Below are 21808 nucleotides of genomic sequence, written 5' to 3' on the forward strand. Positions count from 1 at the left end.
AGTCTCCTCAAAGTTTCGCGAGCCAGGTTGCGAGCGACGTTTTCCCGAGCCGCGCCTCGCCGAGAGGGTTCAGCGACGTGTCGTCGATGGGAGCGCCGTAGTACGGCGCCCTTGGGTCTCCCACCACCGGTCGAGCGTCGCCGGACGCCTTCAGGCGCCGTGCGATGAAGTCATTGAAGGGCGCCTTCTCAGGTCCTGCGATATCGATGGTGCCGTTGAGCGGCTGGCCCATTGCGACCTCCGCGAGGTGATCGGCGACGTCCTCGGCGGCGATCGGCTGAAACAATGCCGAGGGAACGACGATCCGGCCATCGGCCGCACCCATATCGCCGATGGCGCCGAGGAATTCGAAGAACTGGGTGGCGCGGACGATCGAGTAGGGGACCGGAGATGCCTTGACGATGGTCTCCTGCGCCAGCTTGGCCCGAAAATACGCGATGTCGGGCGAACGCTCGGTCCCGACGATCGAGAGCGCCACATGATGCTTCACGGCCGCAGCCGCCTCGGTCGCGGCGAGGTTCTTGCTCGAACGCTCGAAGAATTCGAGCACGGCGGCGGGCTCCCACGACGGCGCGTTGGCAACGTCGACCACGACATCCGCGCCCGCCAGCACTGCTGCGAGGCCTTCTCCGGTGACGGCGTTCACGCCCGATTTCGGCGAAGCCGCGACGGCGTCGTGGCCTTGTTGCTTGAGCTTCGCTACGAGCTTGGATCCGATCAACCCGGTCCCGCCGATCACGACGATCTTCATGGCATATCTCCTCGGGGCGTTGCGGGCGCGAGCGTTTCAGGGTCGACGGCGCGCGCGTCGCGAAAGCGATGAGGCCACTCTTACCGGGGAAATGGGGCAGGCTCTTGCCTGTAACCGGCCCGCCTTGTCCAAAAATGCTGAAGACGTCTGTCGGATCGCCGATAGATAAAGTTGCATATCGAAATCATCCGACGCGCGGAGCGCACCGCTGATGCCGGCATCCGCCAGCGGCGCTCGCTAGATTGCAGCGCGTCCTTGTTGGTGTTCGGTCACAGACGGCATTCGCACCACGCAGCGGAACCCGACATGGCTGGTCGAGGTGTCGACCGGTTCGGCGTGCCGCGCGGCCGGGCGATATCGGCGGCAATAATTCGGCGCGCAGAGGTGCGAGCCGCCCTTGAGGACCTTGCGCGGAATCTGGATGTCGGGGAGGCGCGGGTCGTAACTTGTGTGCTCACCGCCGCCGCGAGGATTCTTGGGGATGCAGCAGGGTTTTGCGGCGTCGGCGGCGTGCTTTGACGACCACCAGTCGGAGGTCCACTCCCAGACATTGCCGATCATGTCGTAGAGGCCGTAGCCGTTCGGCGGGAAGGCCATGACCGGCGAGGTACGCTCGTACCCATCCTCGCCGAGATTCTGGACGGGGAAGTTGCCCTGCCAGATATTGGCCATGTGCTTGCCGCCCGGCATCAGCGCGTCGCCCCAGGCGTATTCCTCCGCCTCGAGGCCGCCACGCGCCGCGAACTCCCACTCCGCCTCCGTCGGCAAGTCCTTGCCGGCCCAGCGGGCATACGCTGCCGCATCGCTGAAGGAGACGTGGACGACGGGATGGTCGTCGAGGTCCTTGATGTTGCTGCCGGGACCATAGGGATGGCGCCAGCTGGCGCCGCGCAGGAAAGTCCACCACTGGCTCCAGTCGGTGAGATCGGTGATGCGCGGCAGCGGGGAGAACACTAGCGATCCCGCGTAGAGCATCTCCGCCAGCGCGCCTGGATAGTCCTTCGGATCGGGAACGACCTGCGCCTCGGTGACATGGCCGGTTGCGTTGACGAACTGCTTGAACTGCCGGTTGGTCACGGGCGTGCGGTCAATCCAGAAGCCGTCGACAGCGACGCGATGGCTCGGCGCCTCCTCGGGATAATGATGGTCCGAACCCATGCGAAAGGTTCCGCCGGGAATGAAGACCATCTCGCCGCTCTTCAAATCATCCGGCAACCACTCGCAGTGATCCAGATCCGCTCGCAACATGGTGGAAGCTCCGATACGCGCATTCCACCCGATGCTACTGCGCCAACTCTGGGAGACTTCGACGATAGCTCTTTGCCCTGCTCATTAGACGCATTGTCTGGTCCCCTCTTTTTGGCGCTCGGGGGAGAGGCGGACGCTTGCGTTGCGTCAACATCTCTTTCCTTTGCACGCACGTCTTGAGCACACGGCAAATCCATGCCGCATGCGCTCTGCCATCCGCAGAGCGTGTCCGCTCATCTCGCTAAGGTTGCAAACGGTATCCGAAGATTGGACGGCTGTGATGTGCAGTTTGTGCCAGTCTGCGCAGGCAGTTGGTGAGATCTAATGTCCCATGCCGCAAATCCCTCAATCGAAGGCATTTCACGCGCAAATCTTGCAACAAATGCGGCGATGATTTGCTCAAAAACGCGAAGTCGGCTTGTCGCACCCACCTCGCGTTGTGGTGGTATTTCGCTGCTGCCTGCCGCAGAATTGTCGCGCTTCAGTAACAGGGTACAGCCATGGGGCAATTCCTTCTGGTTGATTCGCGCAAGCTGGACGGTTTCGAAGGACTTCAGCAGGCCGTCCACGGCTCGCATGTCGATGTGATGCAACTCGGCCGCGGTCGGTTGCGCGGAACGTTATCCCATGTCGGCATCGGCGACTTCTCGCTCAGCATTGGTGCTTTCAACGTCGGCATACGCACGCAGCGGGTTTCCAGCGACGACAAGCTGATCATCGGGATGCTGCTCGTGGCTGAAGAGCGCGTCGCCCACTGGTCGTTCGACATGCAGATCAACGATGTGCTCGTCATTCCGCCGCGGCTCGAACATGACGGTGTTTTTCACGGCGGCTCCGCCTACGCCGCCATGCGGTTCGACCTCAACGAGGTCGCGACGCTGTTCGGCGGAGAAGCGCGCCTGAGCGACCCCGACACATGGCGAAGTCGCGGGCATTTCCGCGCGGACCTCGCGACCGGCGCGGTCGCCTCGCGCCGCCTGGTTCGGGTCATGTCGCACCTGCGCGACAACAAATATGGGCTGACGCCGTCAACTGCCGATTTCTGGAAACGATCGATCGCCGAATGCATGGTTGCCAACGTCGCGTCGTCGCTGCCACCTGACGGCAACGGCTGGCTCCCTTCCGCCCGACGGCTGATCCGCAAGGTCGAGGAGTATCTCGACGACGCCGGCACGCGTCCGGTGCACGTGTCGGAAATTTGCGCGGCGCTGGGCGTATCGCGGCGCACCCTCCACCGCGCCTTTCAGGAGGTATTCGGCCTCGGCCCGGTCAGCTTCCTAAGGCACAAGCGTCTATGCGCTGTTCATTCCATCCTGCACCAGAGCGCACCCGGTTCGACCACCGTGACAGCCGTCGCCATGCAACAGGGCTTTTACGAACTCGGCCGGTTTTCTCAGTATTACTTTGCAATGTTCGGGGAGCGTCCGTCGCAAACGCTTGGAATTACGACGCCGCACGCAGTCGAAGACGACATCGCCAGAGCCTAGCGCTCCGGGTCCGGACCGCGAACGGTGCCATGATCGCATGCATGCCGGCGTTTTGCCCGCGTCAACGGCGAAAAAAACCGTCATGAAAACAACCAGATGGCTACTGTGCATGGGGTTGTTTTCACGGTTTTGAGTTGGACAGGCAGGCCGCCTCCCGCTTCACGCCCGGCAGACGATCACGCCATACCAGCCCAGCCCGCGATAGGTCTCGTAGCCCGGCGTCGCATGGAACGCGACCAGCGTGCCGGAGCGGTCTTGATAGAAGCCGGAGCGCCGACCGTCCAGCGACAGCGAGATGCGTTCGCTGAGAATGCCTTGTCCGTCGGAAGCGGCGATCACGCGAAGATTGGAGTCGACCAGCAGCACGCGCGCCTTGTCGCTGTCGCCGACGCGCACGCCTTGCACGATGGCGCGGGCCTGTGCCTCCCAGTCGAAATGGATGGCGAGCACCCCGATCGGCGCGCCGTTGGCCTGGCCGCCGGCGCGGACGCTGGCGCAATAGGTCGCGACCTGGGCATTGCCGAGCAGCGGCTGGTTCTCGACGTCGCCCGCGACATAGTCGTCGCCGGAGCGCAGGGTCTTGGCCTCGCGAAACCATTTGGTGTGGGCGACATTCTGGCCGACGGCGTGAAAGCGGTCGGCGCGGCCGTTGGCGATGACGTTGCCCTCGAGATCGCAGAGCCAGAGGTCGAGATAGACGGTGTAGGCGCCCAAGATCACGCCGAGACGCTGCGAGGCATGGGACACGGCCGCGGCGTCGGGCGAGGCCGCGCAATCGACCAACGCTGAATCGGTCGCCCACCAGCGCACGTCGCAGGTACGTTCATAGAGGTTGCGGTCGATCAGCTCGATGGCGTTGAGCGAGAGGTCGACCATGCGCTCGCCGCGCGAGCGCTGGCTCATCCGGTCGATCGAGGAGACGAGATCGCCGGTCCGTTTCGTCAGCTGGCTTTCGAGCTCGCGAGCGATGGTCTCGACCTGCTGGCCGACGCCGCGGACCTCCTGCGCCACCACCGCGAAACCCGCGCCCTGCGCGCCGGCCCGCGAGCTTTCGATCAGTGCGTTCAGCGCCAGCATCTTCATCTGGTTGGTGATCTGCTGGATCGCCTTGGTCTTGTCGACTGCGATCTGGTTGACCTCCGCCGTGAGGCGGTTGATCAGCGCGGAGATGTCGGAATCATCATCAGCGGGTTCATTTGCGATCGGCTTGGCTTTGAGACCCAGCGCAGCAGACATCGGGGGCTTCCCTTGGCAATGAGGTCTGATCTGCAACGAACCCGGAACAATCACTGACAGATCGAATACGATTCTTTTTCGAAGATTCCGCCTAACGCCTGCTTAATTTGCTGTTTTGCGGAATGCTCAAATGATAGTCAGTCCGCGTAGCAAAACGGCAATCCACCGCTTTGTGCCGCGCAGACGTTGCAAATCCCGGGGGATTGCGGGCCAATCGTCCCGTCGGCCGGACGATGCAATACTTCCGGCTCCCAGGTTCCTCAAACCGACCGTTGTTCATGACGCCGCCCGCCACCACCTTGCCCGTCGAAGCGCCCCAGGCATTCCTGGGGGTGGCGCGCTCGCTCACTGACAAGCTTTGGCGCGACCGGCTGGATGCGCGCGGGGCGGCCAAAGCGCTTGCCATCGTGCAGCGCCACCAACTGCCCGAGCTGCTGGCGCGGGTGCTGGCAGGCCGCGGTGTCGACAGCGATGCCGTTGTCGATTTCCTCGATCCCACCATCCGCAAGCTTCTGCCGGACCCGTTCACGGTGACAGAGATGGAAGCCGCCGCGAAGCGGATCGCGGATGCCGCGGCGAACGGTGAGAAAGTCGCGATCTTCGGCGACTACGATGTCGACGGCGCGACCTCGGCGGCGCTGCTGACCTGGCATCTGCGCCATTGCGGGCTTGATCCGCTGATCCACATTCCCGACCGCATCTTCGAGGGCTACGGGCCCAACACGGAAGCCGTGCGTGCGCTGGCCGCGAAGGGTGCCACCCTGCTCGTCACCGTCGATTGCGGCACCACCAGCATCGAGCCGCTCGCCGAAGCGAAACGTCTCGGCATGTCCGTCGTCGTGATCGACCATCATCAGGCCGGCACGGAGCTGCCGGAGGTCGATGCGCTGGTCAATCCGAACCGGCTCGACGACCTTTCCGGCCTCGGCCATCTCGCCGCGGTGGGCCTCGTGCTGGTGACACTGGTCGCGGTCAATCGTGAATTGCGCCAGCGCGGCTTCTGGAATGCGGAGATGCCCGAGCCGGACCTGCTCGGCATGCTGCATCACGTTGCGCTCGGCACAGTAGCCGATGTCGCGCCGCTGATCGGTCTCAACCGCGCTTTCGTCGCCAAAGGCCTGATCGCGATGCGGCGGCGCGACCATGTCGGCCACACCGCGCTGATGGACGTGGCGCGGCTCAACGGCCCGCCGGAGGCTTGGCATCTCGGCTTCATGCTGGGGCCGCGCATCAATGCCGGCGGCCGCATCGGCCGCGCCGATCTCGGCGTGCGGCTGCTTTTGGAGGGTGACAGCGTCGAGGCCGCGCGGATCGCAGCCGAACTCGACCGCCTCAACGGTGAGCGCCGTATTATCGAGCAGGCGGCCGAAGCGCAGGCCGAAGCCGAGGCGCTCGCCTCGATCGGGCTCGAGGACAAGATCGGCGTGATTGTGACGGCCTCCGAAGGCTGGCATCCCGGCGTGGTTGGTCTCGTTGCGTCCCGGCTGAAGGAGAAGTTCTCGCGGCCCGCCTTCGCGATCGCGCTGGAGCCCGGCGGGATCGGCACCGGCTCCGGCCGCTCGATTGCCGGCGTCGATCTCGGCAAGGCCGTGCGGCAGGCGGTCACCGACGGCATTCTGCTCAAGGGCGGCGGCCACGCGATGGCTGCGGGCGTCACGCTGCGGAAGGAAAAGCTCGCCGAATTTCGCGCCTATCTCGAGCATGCGTTGGCGCGCGACGTTGCCGAGGCGCGCCACGTCAACGAGCTCTACATCGACGGCGCGGTTTCCGCGCGCGCGGTGACGACCGAGCTTGCAACGACGCTCAACCGCGCCGGTCCCTTCGGCAGCGGCAATCCGGAAGTCGTGTTGGCGCTGCCGGCGCACCAGCTCGTCTATGCCGACGAGGTGGGACAGGCGCATTTGAGGCTACGCTTCAAGTCGGGCGACGGTGCCATCGTCAACGGCATCGCGTTCCGTTCGATCGGACAGAAGCTTGGCAACGCGCTTGTTGCCAATCGCGGCCAGCAACTGCATGTCGCGGGATCATTGTCGGTCGATCGCTACCAGGGCGCCGAGCGTGTGCAATTCCGGGTCATGGATGTCGCGCTACCCGACCAGGGACCATCCATGATTAGATAGGCCCGGCAAACAACAAAAAAACGTATAGAAAAAAGGGAGTGAGCATGGCAGGGCAGGTTGAGGGTAAAGTGGCGCTGGTGACGGGCGGCGCCTCCGGCATCGGCGAAGCCGTCGTCGAGCTGTTCGCGCGCGAGGGCGCCACCGTCATCGCCACCGACATTGACGAGCTGCGAGGTCCAGAACTCGCCGATCGCATCACCAAGGCCGGCGGCAAGGCGATTTTCCTGGAGCAGGACGTCACCAGCGAAGAGCGATGGATCGAGATCGCAGCCGAGATCGCGAAGCGCTTTGGCCGGCTCGATATTCTCGTCTCCAACGCCGGCATCGGCATTGCCGTACCCTCGATCATCGACATGACGCTCAGCGACTGGCGCAAGCAGAACGCGATCAACCTCGATGGCGTCTTCCTCTCGGTCAAGCATTGCCTGCCCCTGATGCGCAAGACCGGCGGCGGCTCGATCGTCATGATGTCCTCGCTCGCGGGCCTGCGCGGCGCGCCCGGGCTGTCGGCCTATTCGGCGACCAAGGGCGGCGTGCGGCTGTTCGCAAAGTCCATCGCGATGGAGTGCGCGGCCGCCTGTGACGGCATCCGCGTCAACTCCGTCCACCCCGGCATCATCGACACGCCGATCTGGGGCAAGATCCCGACCGGCGCGACCGGCAACCAGGGCAACGCGCCGATCGACCCAGACGAGCGTGCGCGCGTCGTCACGCCGCTCGGCCGCGCCGGCCAGGCTGGTGAGATCGCCTCCGGCGTGCTGTATCTGGCCTCCGATGCCTCGCGCTACGTCACCGGCAGCGAGCTCGTCATCGACGGCGGCATGAATGCCGGCGGCGTGCCGCGGCGGCAATAGCCCGCCGCGCGGGCTGCGAAGGGCAGGGTGGCGCCCGCGGGGGCTGACGCGCAGGCGTCGGACCTGTACAACGCGGGCGTCTTCCGGCCGACAGAGGTGTCCTTCCGCCATGGCGCACAGCCTTCACTCGTCGTCATCTACGCCAGCAACGTTCCGCTCGAACCGTCCGGACCTCGTGACCGACGCGATCCGCGGCGCGCGCGAGGATCTTGCCGCCTGCTTCCGCATGGCTGCGCGCAACGGCTTTGAGGAGGGCATCTGCAACCACTTCTCGGCCGTGGTGCCGGGCCATGACGATCTCTTCCTGGTCAACCCTTACGGCTACGCCTTCCGCGAGCTGACCGCGTCAAAACTGCTGATCTGCGACTTCCACGGCAACGTGCTCGACGGCGAGGGCGTGCCCGAGGCGACCGCGTTCTACATCCATGCCGAGATGCACAAGCGCCTGCCGCGCGCCAAGGTCGCCTTCCACACCCACATGCCCTACGCCACGGCGCTGTCGATGACCGAGGGTGATCCGCTGATCTGGGCCGGACAGACCGCGCTGAAATTCTACGGTCGCACGGCCGTGGACCGCGACTACAACGGCCTCGCGCTCGACAACCGCGAAGGCGCGCGCATCGCGTCCAGCGTTGGGAATGCCGATATCATCTTCATGATGCATCACGGCGTGATGGTGCTGGCACCGACCATCGCGGAGGCCTGGGACGATCTCTATTATCTCGAACGCGCCGCCGAGGTGCAGGTGCTGGCGATGTCGACGGGCCGGAAAGTGCTGCCGGTCGATCCCGCGATTGCGGCCGAGACCTACAAGCAGATGCGCGAGGGCGATTCCGAATCTGCGCAACTGCATCTTGCTGCGATCCGCCGCCAGCTCGATGCGGAAGAGCCGCAGTACCGACATTGAGGCGCGTTACGACCCCTGGCGCAGCTTCGCCAGCACCTTCAGCCCGCCATAGCCATCGGCCGGTGTGATCCCCGCGCGCTGCTGAAAATCCTTGATTGCCTTCATGGTGTCGTTCCCGACACGGCCATCGGTGCCGCCGGTGTCGAAGCCGGCCTTGGTCAGCCGCGTCTGCATTTCCTGCACCTCGGCGAGCGTCAGCGCGCGCTCGGAGCCGGGGAATGGCTGGATGAAAGGCGGGGCGCCGAGGCAGCGGTCGCCGAGATGGCAGATCGCCAGCGCATAGTTCATCGAGGGGTTGTAGCTCTTCACCGCGTTGAAATTCGGCCCCAGCAGAAACGTCGGCCCGCCCGCAACCGGGGTCCACATTTGCGCGGATGCGGAGGCTTGCGGGAACGGCTGGCCGTCGGCACGGGTGACGCCGGCTGCCTGCCAAGCCGCATAGGTCCGGCTGCCGCTCATCTCGCCGGGCGCGCGCACCTCGTAGCCCCAATGCTCGCCGCGGTGCCATTTGCCGCGGTTGACGAGATATTTTGCGGTCGAGCCCAGCGAGTCGTCGGGCTTGCCGAACGGCGACACCTTGCCGTCGCCGTCATAGTCGATGCCGACATTGAGCCAGACCTCCGGCATCCATTGCGAATGCCCCATCGCGCCGGCCCAGGATCCCTGCATCTGCTCCGGCGTGCTCCAGCCCTTGTCGACGATGCGTAGCGCGTTGATCAGCTCGGTCTCCCAATAGGCTTTGCGCCGCGGCTCGTTCCAGGCGAGGGCGGCGAGCGAGGGAAACACCGGCGTCATGTGGTTCTGCTGCACCAGCGGATCGCCGTAGGCGGACTCGACGCCCCACAGCGCCAGCAGCGTGCCGCGCTCGACGCCGAAATCGCGCTCGATGCGCGCGAGCAGCGCCTCGTTGTTCTTCAGGGCGATCTTGCCGTTGATGATACGCCAGTCGGAGACGCGACGGTTGATGTATTGCCAGACCTGCTCATGGAATTCGGGCTGGTTGCGCATCTGCTTGAACACGCTCATGTCGGGCTCGACCCGCGCCATCGCGCGCTGCCAAGTCGCGGCCGAAATGCCTTTCGCCATGGCACGGGCGCGAAAACCCTCACGCCATTCCTCGAAGCCTGGAGGCGCGGCCAGGATGCGCGTTGGGACTGCGACGAGTGCGGCTGCGCCGAGCGTGGATCGAAGCAGAGCGCGGCGGCTACGAGAGGCTATGGAATCAGCGTGTTTCATGGACCCATTCTAGCGGGAAACATGGTGGCTGTGACCAGTTCCTGGAACTGCAGGAACAGACGCGGTCCCGCGTTCCCCGGAACAAACTGTCGCACTCCCGCATTCCCCCAGCATCACGTTTGAGGAGGAGAAGATGAGGAAATATCTGTTTGCCGCCGCCATGGTCACCGCCATCGCCGCGCCTGCGTTGGCCGACGAAGTCGGCGTTCACGTCGGTCCGGTCGGTGCCGGTGTGACCGTCGGACAGTCTCACGAATATCGTGAGCGGGACCGCGATCGCGACCGCACCACCGTCATTAGGGAGCGCGAGCCCGCCGACCGCACCACGGTGATCAAGAAGGAAGATGAATTCGGCAATCGCAGCAAGACCGTGATTCATCACGACAACGACTGATGGAGTGGGGCCCCGGCCGATCGCCGGGGCCCTCCGTCGGTCGCAGTCCGTTCATCGAGAATTCGGGGTGGAATGAAGATACGCGCGCACGCGGAGAGCCATGTCGTCGAACTGGACGACGGATCGCAATGGCAGATCTTTCCCGGCGATCTCGCGACCACGCTGAGCTGGAAGCCCGAAACCGATCTGCACCTGGAGCGAAGCGGCGAGCGGGTGAGTTCGCATGAGCTGGTGAATGACGCCGATCAAAGCCGCGTCCGGGTGATCGCAGCGGGCGAGACCTGGCCTGATGGCGAGGTTAAGAAAGTGTTGAAGGGCGGGTAGGGCGCGCCTGCAACAGGTCGGATATCCCCAATTTTGAGCCTGTCACTTTACGGTCGGTTTGCCTCCGTCTGCGCACAATGCGTGAATGCAGGAGCTGTTCGACATTATCCGCGCCAATCCCTGGCCGTTCGGGGCCGGGTTGTTCGTCGTCATCCTGATGATCCTCGCGGAGAACTTTGGGCGCGGTATTCAAGCCGACGGCGCAGTCAGTGACTTTTCGGATTCGGACGGTGGCGGCTGCGGCGACGGAGGAGGCGACTAGGGCTGGTCAGCGGCCGAACGCGCTTCGCCTAGTCCTCCTGCAAATCGGCTGCGATGCCTGCGAGCCAGCGGCGAATGCTTGCTTCGGCCTTGGCGTCGAGCCCGTCGGCCAGGCGCTTCTCCAACGCAATCACCCGTTCCCGGCACGCCTTCAAAAGCGTCGTGCCGCGCGGCGTCAGCTTCCATTGCTGGATGCGGCCGTGGACGGGATGGGGCGTCATCACAATCGCATCGTCACGTTCAAGATTGCGGATGATGACGCCGACGGTCTGGGGCGTCAGAAAGGTGAGGCGGGCAACGTCGGCCCCTGACAGTCCCGGATAAGCATTGAGCATGGTCAGCACCGCGAATTGCGGAGAGGTGACACCGAGATCGGCCAGCGACCGCTCCATCGTCAGACGGACTGCGGCGTGGGCCTGGCGCAGCAGATAGCCGAGATAGCCTTGCTCGCCGCGCTTGCCTTCCCCTGGGGCGGGGACGCGCACCGGGGCGGCCGTGGCTGCCTGCCGCCGCGGTTGCGATCTCGTGATATCAGGCGGCTTGCGCGTCATGTAAGTGCTCTTATAATATGTCAGCACTCTTACAATACCACGAGGTGAACGGCAATGTCACACGCCCGCAGCGAATACGAGGATTTCAAGAGGATCGCGCCCGACGCGTATGAGCTGGTGCTGGCGCTCGGCCAGGTCGCGGCCAAGGCCGGCCTCGACAAGCAGCTTCTCGAACTGGTCAAGCTGCGCGCATCGCAGATCAACGGCTGCGCCTTCTGCCTGCAGCATCACATCCTGCTTTCGGAGCGGATCGGCGTCCCAGTGGACAAGCTCAATTTGGTCGTGGTCTGGCGCGAGGCGCCGATCTTTTCCGCGCGGGAACGTGCCGCGCTGGCGTGGACCGAGGCGCTGACCTGCCTGCCCGACGGAGTCGGCGAAGACGTGTACGCCGAGGCGAGCCGTGAATTCTCGGAGACCGAGCTGACATACCTGACCTCGGCGGTCGCCTCGATCAACGTCTGGAACCGTTTTGGTGCGGCGTTTCGCTGGACGCCGGCGAAGCGGCCGGTCGCAGCGAATGCGGCGGCATCCTGATTGCAACGAAGGGAGATCATGATGACAACGATGAGTCTGCCCACCACACCGCGCCCGTTGCCGTCGCGCTCGATGGCGATCGCCGTTATCGGCGGGCTCGCCTGCGCGCTTGGGATTGGCAAGGCGCTGCCGGTAACGATGGATACCATATCCGGCGCACTCTCGCCGCTCTGCGCCACAGCTGCCGAAAGCTCGCTGCTCGACAAGGTCGAACCGATTGGCTCCTACGCGCTGCCGAACGTACCGGGCAAACGCGTCACCATCGTGCGCGTGTTCTACGGTCCCGGCGGGTTCTCGCGGCCGCATCGTCACGCGGGATCCGTCACCGCCTACATCACCAAGGGCGAGATCCGCTCCCAGCTCGGCGGCGGCCCGGTCGAAACGTTCGGCGTCGGCCAGTCCTTCTTCGAGCCGCCCGGCTCGACCCATCTGGTCTCGGCCAATGCGAGCACCACGGAGCCGGCGGAATTGATCGCGGTGTTCGTGGCGGACGAGGGCGCGCAACTCACGACGCTGTTGGAGTAGCTGGCACTCACAATCCGAAGCCGCTTTCGTTCAGGTCGGCTGCGATCGCTTAAGACGCTTCCATAGTGGTGAAAGACCGTATGTGACGGCCGGTATCGCAACCGCGCCGACAAGGAGGCCAACGACGCCCGAGATGGCTGCCTCGACCGACCATTCGACGATGCCGGCAATGGAGGGAAGGAAATGCGCGGCGGCCTCGGCGGCGGCATGAACCGTATGACCGATCACTGGTGGGCCGTATTGTTCGATGCCGTGCAGGATGATGCCGCCGCCGACCCAGATCATGGCGGCGGTGCCGATGGTGCTCAGCACCGCAAGGAAGGCCGGCATGCCGCGGACGAGCGCACGTCCAAGCAAGCGGATTGCGCCGCCAATGACTGAGGCGCCGCTATACCGCGCAAGGGCCAGGCCGACATCGTCCGCCTTCACGATCAGGGCGACCACGCCGTAGACACCAACTGTGATGAAAATGGCGACGAGGGCCAGCACGAGCGCCTGCGTCCAGATGCTGCCCGCCGGGACGGCTGCCAACGTGATTGCCATGATCTCCGCTGACAGGATGAAATCCGTCTTGATGGCGCTCGCGACCTTCTCGTCCTCGACCGACCTGGCATTCAACGCAATCGGCTGGGGCTGAGCTTCGTGGTCGTGCGCATGATGCGGCATCACGGCCTCGAGCACCTTCTCGGCACCCTCGTAGCAGAGAAAGGCGCCGCCCAGCATGAGCAGCGGCGTGACTGCGGCGGGAAGGAAATAACCAAGCAACAAAGCGATGGGCAGCAGGATCAGCAATTTGTTGCGGAGCGACCCGACCGCAATCTTGCCTACGATCGGCAGTTCGCGTTTCGAGGCAAAGCCGATCACGTAATTCGGCGTGACGGCTGCATCATCGATTACCACGCCAGCCGCCTTTGCTCCCGCCTTGGCCGTTTGGCCCGCGACATCGTCGAGCGAGGCTGCCGCCACCTTTGCGATCGCTGCGATATCGTCGAGAAGACCAATCAGTCCGACACTCATCAACCCAGTTCCTTCGGCCTTCCAGCGGGCGGTGTGTGCGACAACACGCTGTTGCACTACTTGGCAATGGAAGGAGCAAGCCGTTAGTTCTCGTCGCCGCCCGATCCCTCGCGCAGGTCCGGCTTGAGCACGTCCTCCGGCAGCGCATGCGCCACGGGCTGTGGCGTGCCGGCGATCTCCGGGCCGACCTCGCGGCCGCGGGCGCGAATCAGGCGCTCGTACGCCGAGACCAGCGTGACGTAAGGACTGACCCAGATCCAGCCGTCGCGGGTGAACACCTGCACGTCGAAATGCAGGTGCATCGAGGTGCCGGCGGGATGATCGAGATAGTTCGAGACCACGCCGATCTTCTCGCCCTCCGATACGATGCGGCCATTGAGCAGGCCATCGGCGTTCAGCGCCTGCGGGTTCATATGCATGTAGCGGAAACGGATGTGCTCGCTCCGGCTGTTGATTTGCAGCGTCACAGCCTGGTCCTTGGAAGCGCGTATGACCCTCGCATCGCGCACGGCGACGACGGCGCGCTGCTTGGGATCACAGGCTTGGCGGCCTTCACCGGGCGGTGGGCACTCAGCCGCGCGGATGTCCTCGCCTTGATGGCCATAACCGCCGCCGCATTGCCAGACCTCGAAACTGCGGGACTCGCAGAAATTGTCCCGCCAGGGATAGGCGGTCGTGCTCTCCATCTTGTCGCGCTTGGCATAGGATTGCGAGTGTACGAAGGCGGGCGCCTTCTCAAGAGGAAAGCGGATCTGTGCGTAGGCCATTACGTCGGGATGGCCGCCCTGCTTGCGATAACCGGTGTTCGGGATGATGTCGCCGCTCGGCCGGTAGGTGAAGTCCGGGGAACGTACCGCAGGACGATCGAGAATGTTGGAAGCGATGTCCGTTAGCGGCCGCATGCGCTGGCCGCCGGCCACGCGCAGCGCCTTCAGGAAGCGTTCGGCGACCGGATAGGCCTCCTTGCAGGCAAGCCGCCGCGGCTTTGCGACGCTGTCGAGGCATTGGATCGACACCACATAGGTGACGCCGAAACGGGTGAAAGCGTAGCGTACATAGCCTTCCCGGATGAACTTGCGCAGGTCCGGGTAGAGCGCCGAGAGCGTTTTGACCGGCTCGCCCTTGCCGCCCGAGGGATCGGCAATGTCATAGACGAGCGCCGAACCCGTAATCTGCACCTCAACCGGCCTTGCGAAGACTCGGCTCGGCATGCCGTCTCCGGTACCAGGCTCGAACGAAAAGGTCGCGCTGTAGCCGGCGGGCCCGGCATCGAACATGTCGACGGAATTGAAGTCGGCCTGGTAGCGCGACAGCGCGAGGGCCGCCGGCGCGCCATTGCGCCGTGCTTCGAAATACGCGGCAGCGTCGAACGGCAGCAGCACGGGCACGGAGCTCCGGGCGATGCCGGTGAAGAATTGCGAGGAGATCGCATTGAGCTGCACCAGCGCCGGCATTGCGCGGGAATCATAGCGCGGCACCGAACGACGGGGGGCGAAGATGAAATCGTCCGCCGCCCGGGGATGGGCATTGATTTCGGTGCGGAGCTGGTCGAGCGCCGCGCGCCAATCAACGCGCAGCGCCGTGAGCGAGGGGCTGCGGAACTCATCCGCGGCCAACGGAGAGGCAATGAAGAGCGAAAGCGACGCCAGAAGTTGCGAGACGAAGCGGAAACTTTTCCCAACCACTGTCTCGCCCCCCGGCGGCACCTGTTGCGCTCGCTTTGGCCCCGTCAGTCCTTGGCGCGCTCGGAGTAGGAGCCGTCTTCGGTCATCACGACGATTCGGGTGCCGACGGCGATGTGCGGCGGCACGGTGGTGCGCACGCCGTTGGACAAAATCGCGGGCTTGTAGGACGAGGAGGCGGTCTGGCCCTTGGTCACGGGCTCGGTCTCGACCACTTCGAGCGTTACGCGCTGCGGCAACGCGATCGACACCACATTGACGTCGTGCGTCGACAATTTGACCGTCATGCTCTCCTGAAGATAGGCCGCGGCGTCGCCGATGACGTCCTTCGACACTTGGACCTGGTCATAGGTTTCAGGGTTCATGAAGTGGAAACCGTCACCGTCTTCATAGAGATAGGTGAAGTTGCGCTCTTCGATCGTGGCCTTCTCGACCTGGTCGGTGGTCTTGTAGCGCTCGGAGATCTTTACCCCGTCCGAGATTCGGCGCATTTCGATCTGGCTGACCGGGGTGCCCTTGCCGGGATGGATGTTCTCGGCGGTCACGACGACATATAGCTTGCCGTCTTGCTCGATCACGTTGCCCTTGCGAATAGAACTGGCGATGACTCTCAAAGCTGTATTTCCTGCTTGCTTGGCCCGGCTCGGGCCAGGAGGTGGTCAAATTGATGGGGGACCTGGGGCCCCAAATCAGATCGCGGCACCCGTTTCGGGCCGCAACATACTGGTTTTGCCGTTGGATGCCAGCGTTTTGCTGGCCAACGGAGCAGTCGGCTAATGGCTGGGGACAAGCCGATGTCGCCGTTCTGGTCCCCCTCGCGGCATCTCGACCGCCGGCCGTTCCTTCAGGCCAGGGGGGCCATCACAGGGGCTCTACGGGGATTTTTCGCCGAGCAGGGCTTCATCGAGGTCGAAACCTCCGTTCTCCAGATCTCTCCGGGCAACGAAACCCATCTGCATGCCCCCCGGACCGAGATCATGCGACCCGACGGCAGCCGTGTGAGCCGATATTTGCGGACTTCGCCGGAATTCGCCTGCAAGAAGCTGCTGGCGGCCGGAGAGACCCGGCTTTTCGAGTTCGCCCGGGTGTTCCGGGACCGCGAGCGCGGCGACCTGCATTTGCCCGAATTCACCATGCTCGAATGGTACCGGGCAGACGCCCCCTATGACGCCATCATGGCCGATTGCGTCGTCCTCATCGCCCGCGCGGCCCAGGCGACCGGTATCGGCACGTTCGCCTTCCGCGGCCGGACCGCCGATCCCTTCGCCGAGCCGGAGCTCGTAACGGTGGCCGGCGCCTTCGAGCAGCTTGCGGGAATCGACCTGCTTGCGACCATTTCCGGCGGCGAGGGCGACCGCGCCTCGCTCGCCCGGGCCGCTGCCGGCAAGGTCCGCGTCGCCGAGGATGACACCTGGTCCGACATCTTCAGCAAGGTCCTGGTGGAGCATGTCGAGCCGCATCTGGGGCATGGGCGTTTGACCATTCTGTTCGAATACCCATCTCCAGAGGCGGCACTGGCGCGCTTGAAGGCGGGCGATCCTCGCGTTGCCGAACGGTTCGAGGTCTATGCCTGCGGTGTCGAGCTCGCCAACGGCTTTGGCGAACTGACGGACGCCGAGGAGCAGCGCAAGCGCTTCACGCAATCCATGGCGGAGAAGCAACGCCGCTACGGCGAAGCCTATCCGCTGGACGAGGACTTTCTGGACGCGGTCGCGGCCATGCCGGAGGCAAGCGGCGTCGCGCTCGGCTTCGACCGGCTGGTGATGCTGGCGAGCGGCGCATCGCGAATTGATCAGGTGGTCTGGACGCCGCCTGCAAATGAAACGTTGAGCGAGACATGATGAAGAGCAATCTTGCGCGCACATTGCGCGAGCCGGCCGAACTTGTGGCCGAGCAGCTGGTATCAGCCGAAGCGCTGCCGGCGCTCGAACGTGTTGCCGCGCGCTACGCAGTTGCGATCACCCCCGCGCTGGTCGATCTGATCGACAGGTCCGATCCCGACGATCCCATCGCGCGGCAATTCGTTCCGACGGCCGCGGAGCTGGAGATGCAACCGGGCGAGAACGCAGATCCAATCGGCGATCATCCGCACTCGCCGGTTCCCGGGATCGTGCATCGCTATCCCGACCGCGTGCTGTTCAAGCTCGTTCACGTCTGTGCGGTCTACTGCCGCTTCTGCTTCCGCCGCGAGATGGTCGGACCCGGCAAGGAGAACGCGCTCTCGGACGCCGCCTATCGCGCGGCGATCGACTACATCCGCTCGCACGGCGAGATCTGGGAGGTGATCCTGACCGGGGGCGATCCCCTGATGTTGTCGCCGCGGCGGATGAGCGAGATCATGGCGGATCTTGCCGACATCGATCACGTTAAGATCATCCGCCTTCATACCCGCGTGCCGGTGGCCGATCCCGCGCGCATCAGTGACGAGATGGTCGCGGCGCTCAAGGCCGAAGGCGCCACCACCTGGGTAGCGCTGCATGCCAACCATGCGCGCGAACTGACAGGGCCGGCGCGTGCCGCCTGCGCGCGGCTGGTCGATGCCGGAATCCCCATGGTAAGCCAGTCCGTGCTTTTGCGCGGCGTCAATGACAATTTGACCGCTCTGTCGGATTTGATGCGAGCTTTCGTCGAATGCCGGATCAAGCCCTATTATCTGCATCACGGCGATCTCGCGCCCGGCACGGCGCATCTGCGAACGACGCTCGCCGAGGGGCAGGATTTGATGCGGCAGCTGCGCGGACGGGTGTCCGGACTGTGTCAGCCCGACTATGTCATCGACATTCCCGGCGGCGCCGGCAAGTCGCCGGTGGGGCCGAATTACTTGGTGCCGATGCAAAATACCGCACCTGATGCGGGTGATGCGGCATCGGAAACGCGCTATCGTATTGTGGATTATTGCGGCGACATTCATGTCTATCCGCCGAGACCTGAAGATGCCGGCTTGAGAAATGGAGAGGTAAAATGAGAAGCATCATTTTGGCACTGTCGCTTCTGACGGTGTTCGGCAGCGCCGGCTTCGCGCAGACGGGAAGCAAGGGATCGACGACCTCGGGACAATCGGCGGGTTCTTTGCCGCCTGCGCCCGTGGGCCATCGGCAGCCGCGCGTCGGCGACGTGCCAAACGAGAAAAACCTGAGCGACCCGAACGATCCCCTCAGCAAGGAAAATCAGGCGCTCGACAAGAAGATCAAGAGCATCTGCCGCGGCTGCTAGGCGCCGTGGAAAGCGGGCAGGGTGCGACAGCCTCACCCCGCCCGCGATCGTTCGGTCAGGCGGAGCGCTCGTGCAGCCCTGCGCGCTTGGTGTTGCGCCGGATCTCGACCGCGTCAGCGAGCTGCTTGAGCACGGTTGCTGTGGTCGCCCAGTCGATGCATCCGTCCGTGATGCTCTGGCCATAGGTGAGCGGCTTGCCTGGCACCACGTCCTGGCGCCCGGCGACGAGATTGCTTTCGACCATCACCCCCATGATGCGGTTCTCGCCGCCGGAAATCTGGCCGGCGATGTCGGCTGTCACACGCGGCTGGTTTTCCGGCTTCTTGCTCGAATTGGCGTGGCTCGCATCGACCATCACGAGCGGTGCGACGCTCGCTTTCGCCAGATCGTTGCAGGCCGCTGCGACGCTCGCCGCATCGTAATTCGGCGTGCTGCCGCCGCGCAGGATGATGTGACAATCCTCGTTGCCCGCGGTTGAGGCGATCGCCGAGCGGCCGAGCTTGGTCACCGCCATGAAATGATGCGGATTCGAGGCCGACTTCACCGCGTCCGCCGCGATGCGCACATTGCCGTCGGTGCCGTTCTTGAACCCGACCGGGCAGGACAGCCCCGAGGCCAGCTCGCGATGTATCTGGCTTTCGGTCGTGCGCGCGCCGATCGCGGCCCAGGACACGAGGTCCGCAATGTATTGCGGCGTGGTCATGTCGAGGAATTCGGCGCCGGCGGGCAGGCCGAGATTATTCACCGCCGAGAGCACGTTGCGCGCCAGCCGCAGGCCCTTGTTGATGTCGAAGCTGCCGTCCAGATCAGGATCGTTGATCAGGCCTTTCCAGCCGACCGTGGTCCGCGGCTTCTCGAAATAGACCCGCATCACGATCTCGAGCTGGTCGGCAAGCTCTTCGCGCAAGCTCGCGAGGCGCTCGGCGTAGTCGAGCGCGGCCCTGGGATCATGCACCGAGCAGGGGCCGACCACGACCAGAAGCCGGTCGTCCTGGCCATTGAGGATTGAATGGATGGCGTTGCGTGCCGCCATCACCACGCGCGTCGCCGTGAGCGTGCGCGGGACTTCCCGCATCACCTCTTCGGGCGTGCTCAGCTCTTTCAGTTCGCGGATACGAAGATCGTCGGTCGTGCTCAGCACGGCGGGCTCCTGTCATTTTGAGAACCTGCCGGCCAATAAAAAAGCCGCCAGGTCTGGCGGCTGTTCGGACTAGATGCTGCAATTTGTCAGATTGAGCGTGATCCTCCCACCGCCAGCGAGCTGTCGTAGCTAAAATACCAATAAAAGCTGGTCGTGGCGGTGATCATGGCCGGTCATATAGCGCGCGGTCGGCGGCTTGTCACCCCCCGAATGGACGTGACGGTCACGGGGCGCCTCAACTGTTGCTTTTGCGTGCCGCCAGCGCCATGCCGATCAGCGTGGCGCCGCCGAACAGCAGGTTGATCCCGACGAGGATGCCGATCGCCCATTCCGCCGAGCTCGGCAATCCCGTGATCACCATGAACGAGATCGCGATGTCGACGAGGCCCGAGATCAGGAGCCACGACCAGCGGCCGCCCGGCTCGCGACGATGCTCCAGTGCGTACATGATGGTGGCGACGCCCTCGGCGAGGAAATAGGCGCCGAGCACGATGGTCAGCGTCAGCACGGCCTGCATCGGCCGCGCCAGCAGCAGCATGCCTGCGAGCACGGCGAGCGCGGCCGAGATCAGCGACCACCAGAAGCCCGGCGTGCTGCGTGCCCAATAGGTGGCGATCAATCCGCCGATGCCGCTGATCAGGAACATCCAGCCGAGGAAGATCGCAATCGCAAGGCTTGCGAGCGGCGGCAGGATCAGCGCGGCTACGCCGAGCACGGAAAGCAGGATCCCTTCGAACAGGAAGGCCTTCCAATGCGCCTTGACCGTCCGGCTCATGGCGGATTGCAGCCGGGAAAGATCCTCAGGCGATGTCATGGGCAGGCTCCGGATCGAGACGTGTGTGCTCGATCTAGTCTAGTACGTGCGCACCGCGCTCGCCACCCCGCGGCTCAGCCGCCGCCGTGCGCCGACGAAAAACCTTCGCCGCTGGTGCGGATGCGGTTGCGGCCGAGAACATAGATCGCGGTCGTGACGATCAGAAGTGCGAGGCCGAGCAGGATCGAGACCAGGCCGATCGGGATCAGGGCCAGCGTCAGATTGCGCTCGGGGTTGATGAGCCAGTGATGGATCGAGGTCAGCACGAAGGCGAGCCCGAGAAAGCCGACGCCGCCACCGGCCAGCAGCAGCGCCCACATCCGGCGGAGCTGGCTGAGGCGCTCCCGCGCGACGTCGGTTCGGGGTGCATGATGGCGCGCGACGCGCCGTACCAGTCGGATGGCGAAGGCGATCGAGCTGAAGCCGATCAGCAGGCTCGCGCCGCCCAACCACATCCGCAGCGTCGGATCCAGATCCGGCATGCGCTGGAGTGTGAGCAGCGGGAAGTCGAAGGCCGAATGCAGGGCGAGCGGGCCTGCGAAGATCAGCAGGCGGCTGGAGAGACGGGCCCAGTCGCGATGATGGCGGTTCGCACCCAGCGCCGTGCCGGCGCGCGCGATGGTCAGATAGGCGCCGGCGATGATGCCGAGCGCGCCGTGGAACGGCACCGTCAGCACGCTGCGCAAGGCGGCCAGCGAGCGCCACATTTCGGCGTGCTGGACGAGATAGGCGAGGTTCTCGTAGGCGGCGAAGCCCAGGCCGACCGCGGCGCCATAGACCACGGTGTCCATCGGATTGGCGAAGGTCCGCCGCTTGGTCGAGGCGACCAGCACGATGGCGATCACCTTGACCGCTTCCTCCGGCAGCGCGACGCCGAAGATCGAATGCATGGCCAGCGCCGCCCACGGGTTGTCCGGGGCCGCGACCATTTTGGCGAAAGGGGCGCGGGCCAGGCCCAGCAGCGAAATGCTGGCCGCGCCGAGCAGGAACGCGGTCCAGACCTGGGCCGGCGGTCCCGGGCGTTCCTCGGCGGCAATGACAAGCCACAGCATCAGCAGCGCCGGTGCAATGGCGGCCGTTCCGATGACGGTGGGTAACGCTTCAATCAGGTACATCGGCGCCGAAAATAGGTTCCCTTGATCCGCTTATCCACATCGTCCAATGCGACCTTCTGTCATGCGCTTGCTGTCGCGTCTCTTAACAAGCGTGACAGCCTGCGTTCATCAAGACGGTCGCCGAAGTGTAGAATATGGAGTGCAATCAATCGCATGACAGAACCACCTCGTCATCCCTGACAACGGTCGCACGCCCGTCGTCGGATCGCGATTGGTAAGTCAGATCGCGGCAATGTGCAGGTTTCTTCGATTCACGCATGAACGTGTCGCCGCGGCAAGTCCAGAGCCGGGATAGCCCCTCCGGGCGAGGCATGGCTTGGCAAGCCGGCCTAGTCACGCTTCGTCGCACGAGAGGGTGACGAGATCCGGTGTGCCCGGATCTGCTCCAGCTCCCAAAA

23 protein-coding genes are annotated in these 21808 nt (G+C 64.5%); 12 read left to right on the forward strand and 11 right to left on the reverse strand.

Annotated features, from left to right (window positions below; all coding sequences use genetic code 11):
• Positions 1–7: 7 nt before the first annotated feature.
• Both IVB45_RS17220 and IVB45_RS17225 read right to left on the reverse strand, forming a co-directional pair.
• Entirely contained in the window at positions 8–751 is a 744-nt protein-coding gene (locus IVB45_RS17220) for an SDR family oxidoreductase (RefSeq protein ID WP_247286172.1), read from the reverse strand.
• Between the two features lie 237 nt (positions 752–988).
• A complete protein-coding gene (locus IVB45_RS17225; RefSeq protein ID WP_247286170.1) occupies positions 989–1999 on the reverse strand; it encodes a formylglycine-generating enzyme family protein in 1011 nt (336 codons plus the stop codon).
• A gap of 500 nt (positions 2000–2499) precedes the next feature.
• On the opposite strand from IVB45_RS17225, the gene IVB45_RS17230 reads away from it, so the two are divergent.
• Positions 2500–3486, forward strand: coding sequence for a helix-turn-helix domain-containing protein (locus tag IVB45_RS17230; RefSeq protein ID WP_247361180.1), 987 nt, complete (start codon positions 2500–2502; stop codon positions 3484–3486).
• Positions 3487–3645: 159 nt separating this feature from the next.
• Here the strand turns inward: IVB45_RS17230 and IVB45_RS17235 are convergent, their stop codons facing one another.
• The gene (locus tag IVB45_RS17235; RefSeq protein WP_247361178.1) at positions 3646–4722 is read right to left on the reverse strand and encodes a methyl-accepting chemotaxis protein; all 1077 of its coding nucleotides are present in this window, start codon (positions 4720–4722) and stop codon (positions 3646–3648) included.
• Between the two features lie 278 nt (positions 4723–5000).
• Between IVB45_RS17235 and recJ the strand changes: the two genes are divergently transcribed.
• The 3 genes from recJ to IVB45_RS17250 all read left to right on the forward strand — a co-directional run bounded on the left by recJ (position 5001) and on the right by IVB45_RS17250 (position 8603).
• Complete coding sequence (gene recJ, locus IVB45_RS17240; RefSeq protein ID WP_247361176.1) at positions 5001–6842, forward strand: single-stranded-DNA-specific exonuclease RecJ; 1842 nt, start codon at positions 5001–5003, stop codon at positions 6840–6842.
• A 44-nt stretch (positions 6843–6886) separates the two neighbouring features.
• Entirely contained in the window at positions 6887–7696 is an 810-nt protein-coding gene (locus IVB45_RS17245) for a glucose 1-dehydrogenase (RefSeq protein WP_247361174.1), read from the forward strand.
• A 109-nt stretch (positions 7697–7805) separates the two neighbouring features.
• Entirely contained in the window at positions 7806–8603 is a 798-nt protein-coding gene (locus tag IVB45_RS17250) for an aldolase (protein ID WP_247361171.1), read from the forward strand.
• A 6-nt stretch (positions 8604–8609) separates the two neighbouring features.
• On the opposite strand, the gene IVB45_RS17255 is transcribed toward IVB45_RS17250, so the two are convergent.
• Positions 8610–9839, reverse strand: coding sequence for a lytic murein transglycosylase (locus IVB45_RS17255; protein WP_247361168.1), 1230 nt, complete (start codon positions 9837–9839; stop codon positions 8610–8612).
• Positions 9840–9972: 133 nt separating this feature from the next.
• Between IVB45_RS17255 and IVB45_RS17260 the strand changes: the two genes are divergently transcribed.
• The 3 genes from IVB45_RS17260 (at position 9973) to IVB45_RS17270 (ending at position 10819) form a co-directional block, all read left to right on the forward strand.
• Positions 9973–10233, forward strand: coding sequence for a hypothetical protein (locus IVB45_RS17260; protein ID WP_027517762.1), 261 nt, complete (start codon positions 9973–9975; stop codon positions 10231–10233).
• A gap of 72 nt (positions 10234–10305) precedes the next feature.
• Positions 10306–10557 (forward strand): hypothetical protein, encoded by a 252-nt coding sequence (locus IVB45_RS17265; RefSeq protein ID WP_018454404.1) that lies wholly within the window; start codon positions 10306–10308, stop codon positions 10555–10557.
• A gap of 85 nt (positions 10558–10642) precedes the next feature.
• A complete protein-coding gene (locus IVB45_RS17270; RefSeq protein ID WP_247361166.1) occupies positions 10643–10819 on the forward strand; it encodes a hypothetical protein in 177 nt (58 codons plus the stop codon).
• Positions 10820–10847: 28 nt separating this feature from the next.
• On the opposite strand, the gene IVB45_RS17275 is transcribed toward IVB45_RS17270, so the two are convergent.
• Positions 10848–11369 carry a MarR family winged helix-turn-helix transcriptional regulator gene (locus IVB45_RS17275; protein ID WP_247361164.1) on the reverse strand — a complete coding sequence of 174 codons (522 nt, stop codon included), beginning with the start codon at positions 11367–11369 and terminating at the stop codon, positions 10848–10850.
• Positions 11370–11423: 54 nt separating this feature from the next.
• On the opposite strand from IVB45_RS17275, the gene IVB45_RS17280 reads away from it, so the two are divergent.
• The gene (locus IVB45_RS17280; protein ID WP_027569905.1) at positions 11424–11903 is read left to right on the forward strand and encodes a carboxymuconolactone decarboxylase family protein; all 480 of its coding nucleotides are present in this window, start codon (positions 11424–11426) and stop codon (positions 11901–11903) included.
• Positions 11904–11924: 21 nt separating this feature from the next.
• Entirely contained in the window at positions 11925–12428 is a 504-nt protein-coding gene (locus tag IVB45_RS17285) for a cupin domain-containing protein (protein ID WP_247361394.1), read from the forward strand.
• Positions 12429–12458: 30 nt separating this feature from the next.
• On the opposite strand, the gene IVB45_RS17290 is transcribed toward IVB45_RS17285, so the two are convergent.
• The 3 genes from IVB45_RS17290 to efp form a co-directional block, all read right to left on the reverse strand.
• Positions 12459–13445, reverse strand: a complete 987-nt coding sequence (locus IVB45_RS17290) for a DUF808 domain-containing protein (RefSeq protein ID WP_027569907.1) — start codon at positions 13443–13445, stop codon at positions 12459–12461.
• 83 nt (positions 13446–13528) lie between these two features.
• Positions 13529–15151 carry a M23 family peptidase gene (locus IVB45_RS17295; RefSeq protein ID WP_247361162.1) on the reverse strand — a complete coding sequence of 541 codons (1623 nt, stop codon included), beginning with the start codon at positions 15149–15151 and terminating at the stop codon, positions 13529–13531.
• 23 nt (positions 15152–15174) lie between these two features.
• On the reverse strand, positions 15175–15741 hold the full coding sequence (gene efp, locus IVB45_RS17300) for an elongation factor P (RefSeq protein WP_027569909.1): 567 nt from the start codon (positions 15739–15741) through the stop codon (positions 15175–15177).
• Positions 15742–15903: 162 nt separating this feature from the next.
• Here efp and epmA point away from each other — a divergent pair, with 162 nt between their 5' ends.
• Genes epmA through IVB45_RS17315 form a run of 3 tightly spaced genes read left to right on the forward strand, consistent with a single transcriptional unit; the run spans position 15904 to position 18340 of the window.
• Positions 15904–16968 (forward strand): EF-P lysine aminoacylase EpmA, encoded by a 1065-nt coding sequence (epmA, locus tag IVB45_RS17305; protein ID WP_247361160.1) that lies wholly within the window; start codon positions 15904–15906, stop codon positions 16966–16968.
• Complete coding sequence (locus IVB45_RS17310; RefSeq protein ID WP_247361158.1) at positions 16965–18092, forward strand: lysine-2,3-aminomutase-like protein; 1128 nt, start codon at positions 16965–16967, stop codon at positions 18090–18092. Before epmA ends, IVB45_RS17310 begins: the two co-directional genes overlap by 4 nt.
• On the forward strand, positions 18089–18340 hold the full coding sequence (locus IVB45_RS17315; RefSeq protein WP_027569912.1) for a hypothetical protein: 252 nt from the start codon (positions 18089–18091) through the stop codon (positions 18338–18340). Before IVB45_RS17310 ends, IVB45_RS17315 begins: the two co-directional genes overlap by 4 nt.
• 55 nt (positions 18341–18395) lie before the next feature.
• Here IVB45_RS17315 and IVB45_RS17320 read toward each other — a convergent pair whose 3' ends face one another.
• The 3 genes from IVB45_RS17320 to IVB45_RS17330 all read right to left on the reverse strand — a co-directional run bounded on the left by IVB45_RS17320 (position 18396) and on the right by IVB45_RS17330 (position 21410).
• Positions 18396–19481, reverse strand: coding sequence for a 3-deoxy-7-phosphoheptulonate synthase (locus IVB45_RS17320; RefSeq protein WP_256469511.1), 1086 nt, complete (start codon positions 19479–19481; stop codon positions 18396–18398).
• 235 nt (positions 19482–19716) lie between these two features.
• Positions 19717–20295, reverse strand: a complete 579-nt coding sequence (locus IVB45_RS17325) for an HdeD family acid-resistance protein (protein WP_247361156.1) — start codon at positions 20293–20295, stop codon at positions 19717–19719.
• 74 nt (positions 20296–20369) lie between these two features.
• Positions 20370–21410 (reverse strand): PrsW family glutamic-type intramembrane protease, encoded by a 1041-nt coding sequence (locus IVB45_RS17330; RefSeq protein WP_027569915.1) that lies wholly within the window; start codon positions 21408–21410, stop codon positions 20370–20372.
• Positions 21411–21808: the final 398 nt, after the last annotated feature.

The organism is Bradyrhizobium sp. 4, from assembly GCF_023100905.1.
Lineage (GTDB): Bacteria > Pseudomonadota > Alphaproteobacteria > Rhizobiales > Xanthobacteraceae > Bradyrhizobium.

What these genes read in the sequence shown, in the direction of transcription:
- IVB45_RS17220 (WP_247286172.1), bottom strand. Translation starts at nt 751, where the DNA reads ATGAAGATCGTCGTGATCGGCGGGACCGGGTTGATCGGATCCAAGCTC.
- IVB45_RS17225 (WP_247286170.1), bottom strand. Translation starts at nt 1,999, where the DNA reads ATGTTGCGAGCGGATCTGGATCACTGCGAGTGGTTGCCGGATGATTTG.
- IVB45_RS17230 (WP_247361180.1), top strand. Translation starts at nt 2,500, where the DNA reads ATGGGGCAATTCCTTCTGGTTGATTCGCGCAAGCTGGACGGTTTCGAA.
- IVB45_RS17235 (WP_247361178.1), bottom strand. Translation starts at nt 4,722, where the DNA reads ATGTCTGCTGCGCTGGGTCTCAAAGCCAAGCCGATCGCAAATGAACCC.
- recJ (WP_247361176.1), top strand. Translation starts at nt 5,001, where the DNA reads ATGACGCCGCCCGCCACCACCTTGCCCGTCGAAGCGCCCCAGGCATTC.
- IVB45_RS17245 (WP_247361174.1), top strand. Translation starts at nt 6,887, where the DNA reads ATGGCAGGGCAGGTTGAGGGTAAAGTGGCGCTGGTGACGGGCGGCGCC.
- IVB45_RS17250 (WP_247361171.1), top strand. Translation starts at nt 7,806, where the DNA reads ATGGCGCACAGCCTTCACTCGTCGTCATCTACGCCAGCAACGTTCCGC.
- IVB45_RS17255 (WP_247361168.1), bottom strand. Translation starts at nt 9,839, where the DNA reads ATGAAACACGCTGATTCCATAGCCTCTCGTAGCCGCCGCGCTCTGCTT.
- IVB45_RS17260 (WP_027517762.1), top strand. Translation starts at nt 9,973, where the DNA reads ATGAGGAAATATCTGTTTGCCGCCGCCATGGTCACCGCCATCGCCGCG.
- IVB45_RS17265 (WP_018454404.1), top strand. Translation starts at nt 10,306, where the DNA reads ATGAAGATACGCGCGCACGCGGAGAGCCATGTCGTCGAACTGGACGAC.
- IVB45_RS17270 (WP_247361166.1), top strand. Translation starts at nt 10,643, where the DNA reads ATGCAGGAGCTGTTCGACATTATCCGCGCCAATCCCTGGCCGTTCGGG.
- IVB45_RS17275 (WP_247361164.1), bottom strand. Translation starts at nt 11,369, where the DNA reads ATGACGCGCAAGCCGCCTGATATCACGAGATCGCAACCGCGGCGGCAG.
- IVB45_RS17280 (WP_027569905.1), top strand. Translation starts at nt 11,424, where the DNA reads ATGTCACACGCCCGCAGCGAATACGAGGATTTCAAGAGGATCGCGCCC.
- IVB45_RS17285 (WP_247361394.1), top strand. Translation starts at nt 11,925, where the DNA reads ATGACAACGATGAGTCTGCCCACCACACCGCGCCCGTTGCCGTCGCGC.
- IVB45_RS17290 (WP_027569907.1), bottom strand. Translation starts at nt 13,445, where the DNA reads ATGAGTGTCGGACTGATTGGTCTTCTCGACGATATCGCAGCGATCGCA.
- epmA (WP_247361160.1), top strand. Translation starts at nt 15,904, where the DNA reads ATGGCTGGGGACAAGCCGATGTCGCCGTTCTGGTCCCCCTCGCGGCAT.
- IVB45_RS17310 (WP_247361158.1), top strand. Translation starts at nt 16,965, where the DNA reads ATGATGAAGAGCAATCTTGCGCGCACATTGCGCGAGCCGGCCGAACTT.
- IVB45_RS17315 (WP_027569912.1), top strand. Translation starts at nt 18,089, where the DNA reads ATGAGAAGCATCATTTTGGCACTGTCGCTTCTGACGGTGTTCGGCAGC.
- IVB45_RS17325 (WP_247361156.1), bottom strand. Translation starts at nt 20,295, where the DNA reads ATGACATCGCCTGAGGATCTTTCCCGGCTGCAATCCGCCATGAGCCGG.
- IVB45_RS17330 (WP_027569915.1), bottom strand. Translation starts at nt 21,410, where the DNA reads ATGTACCTGATTGAAGCGTTACCCACCGTCATCGGAACGGCCGCCATT.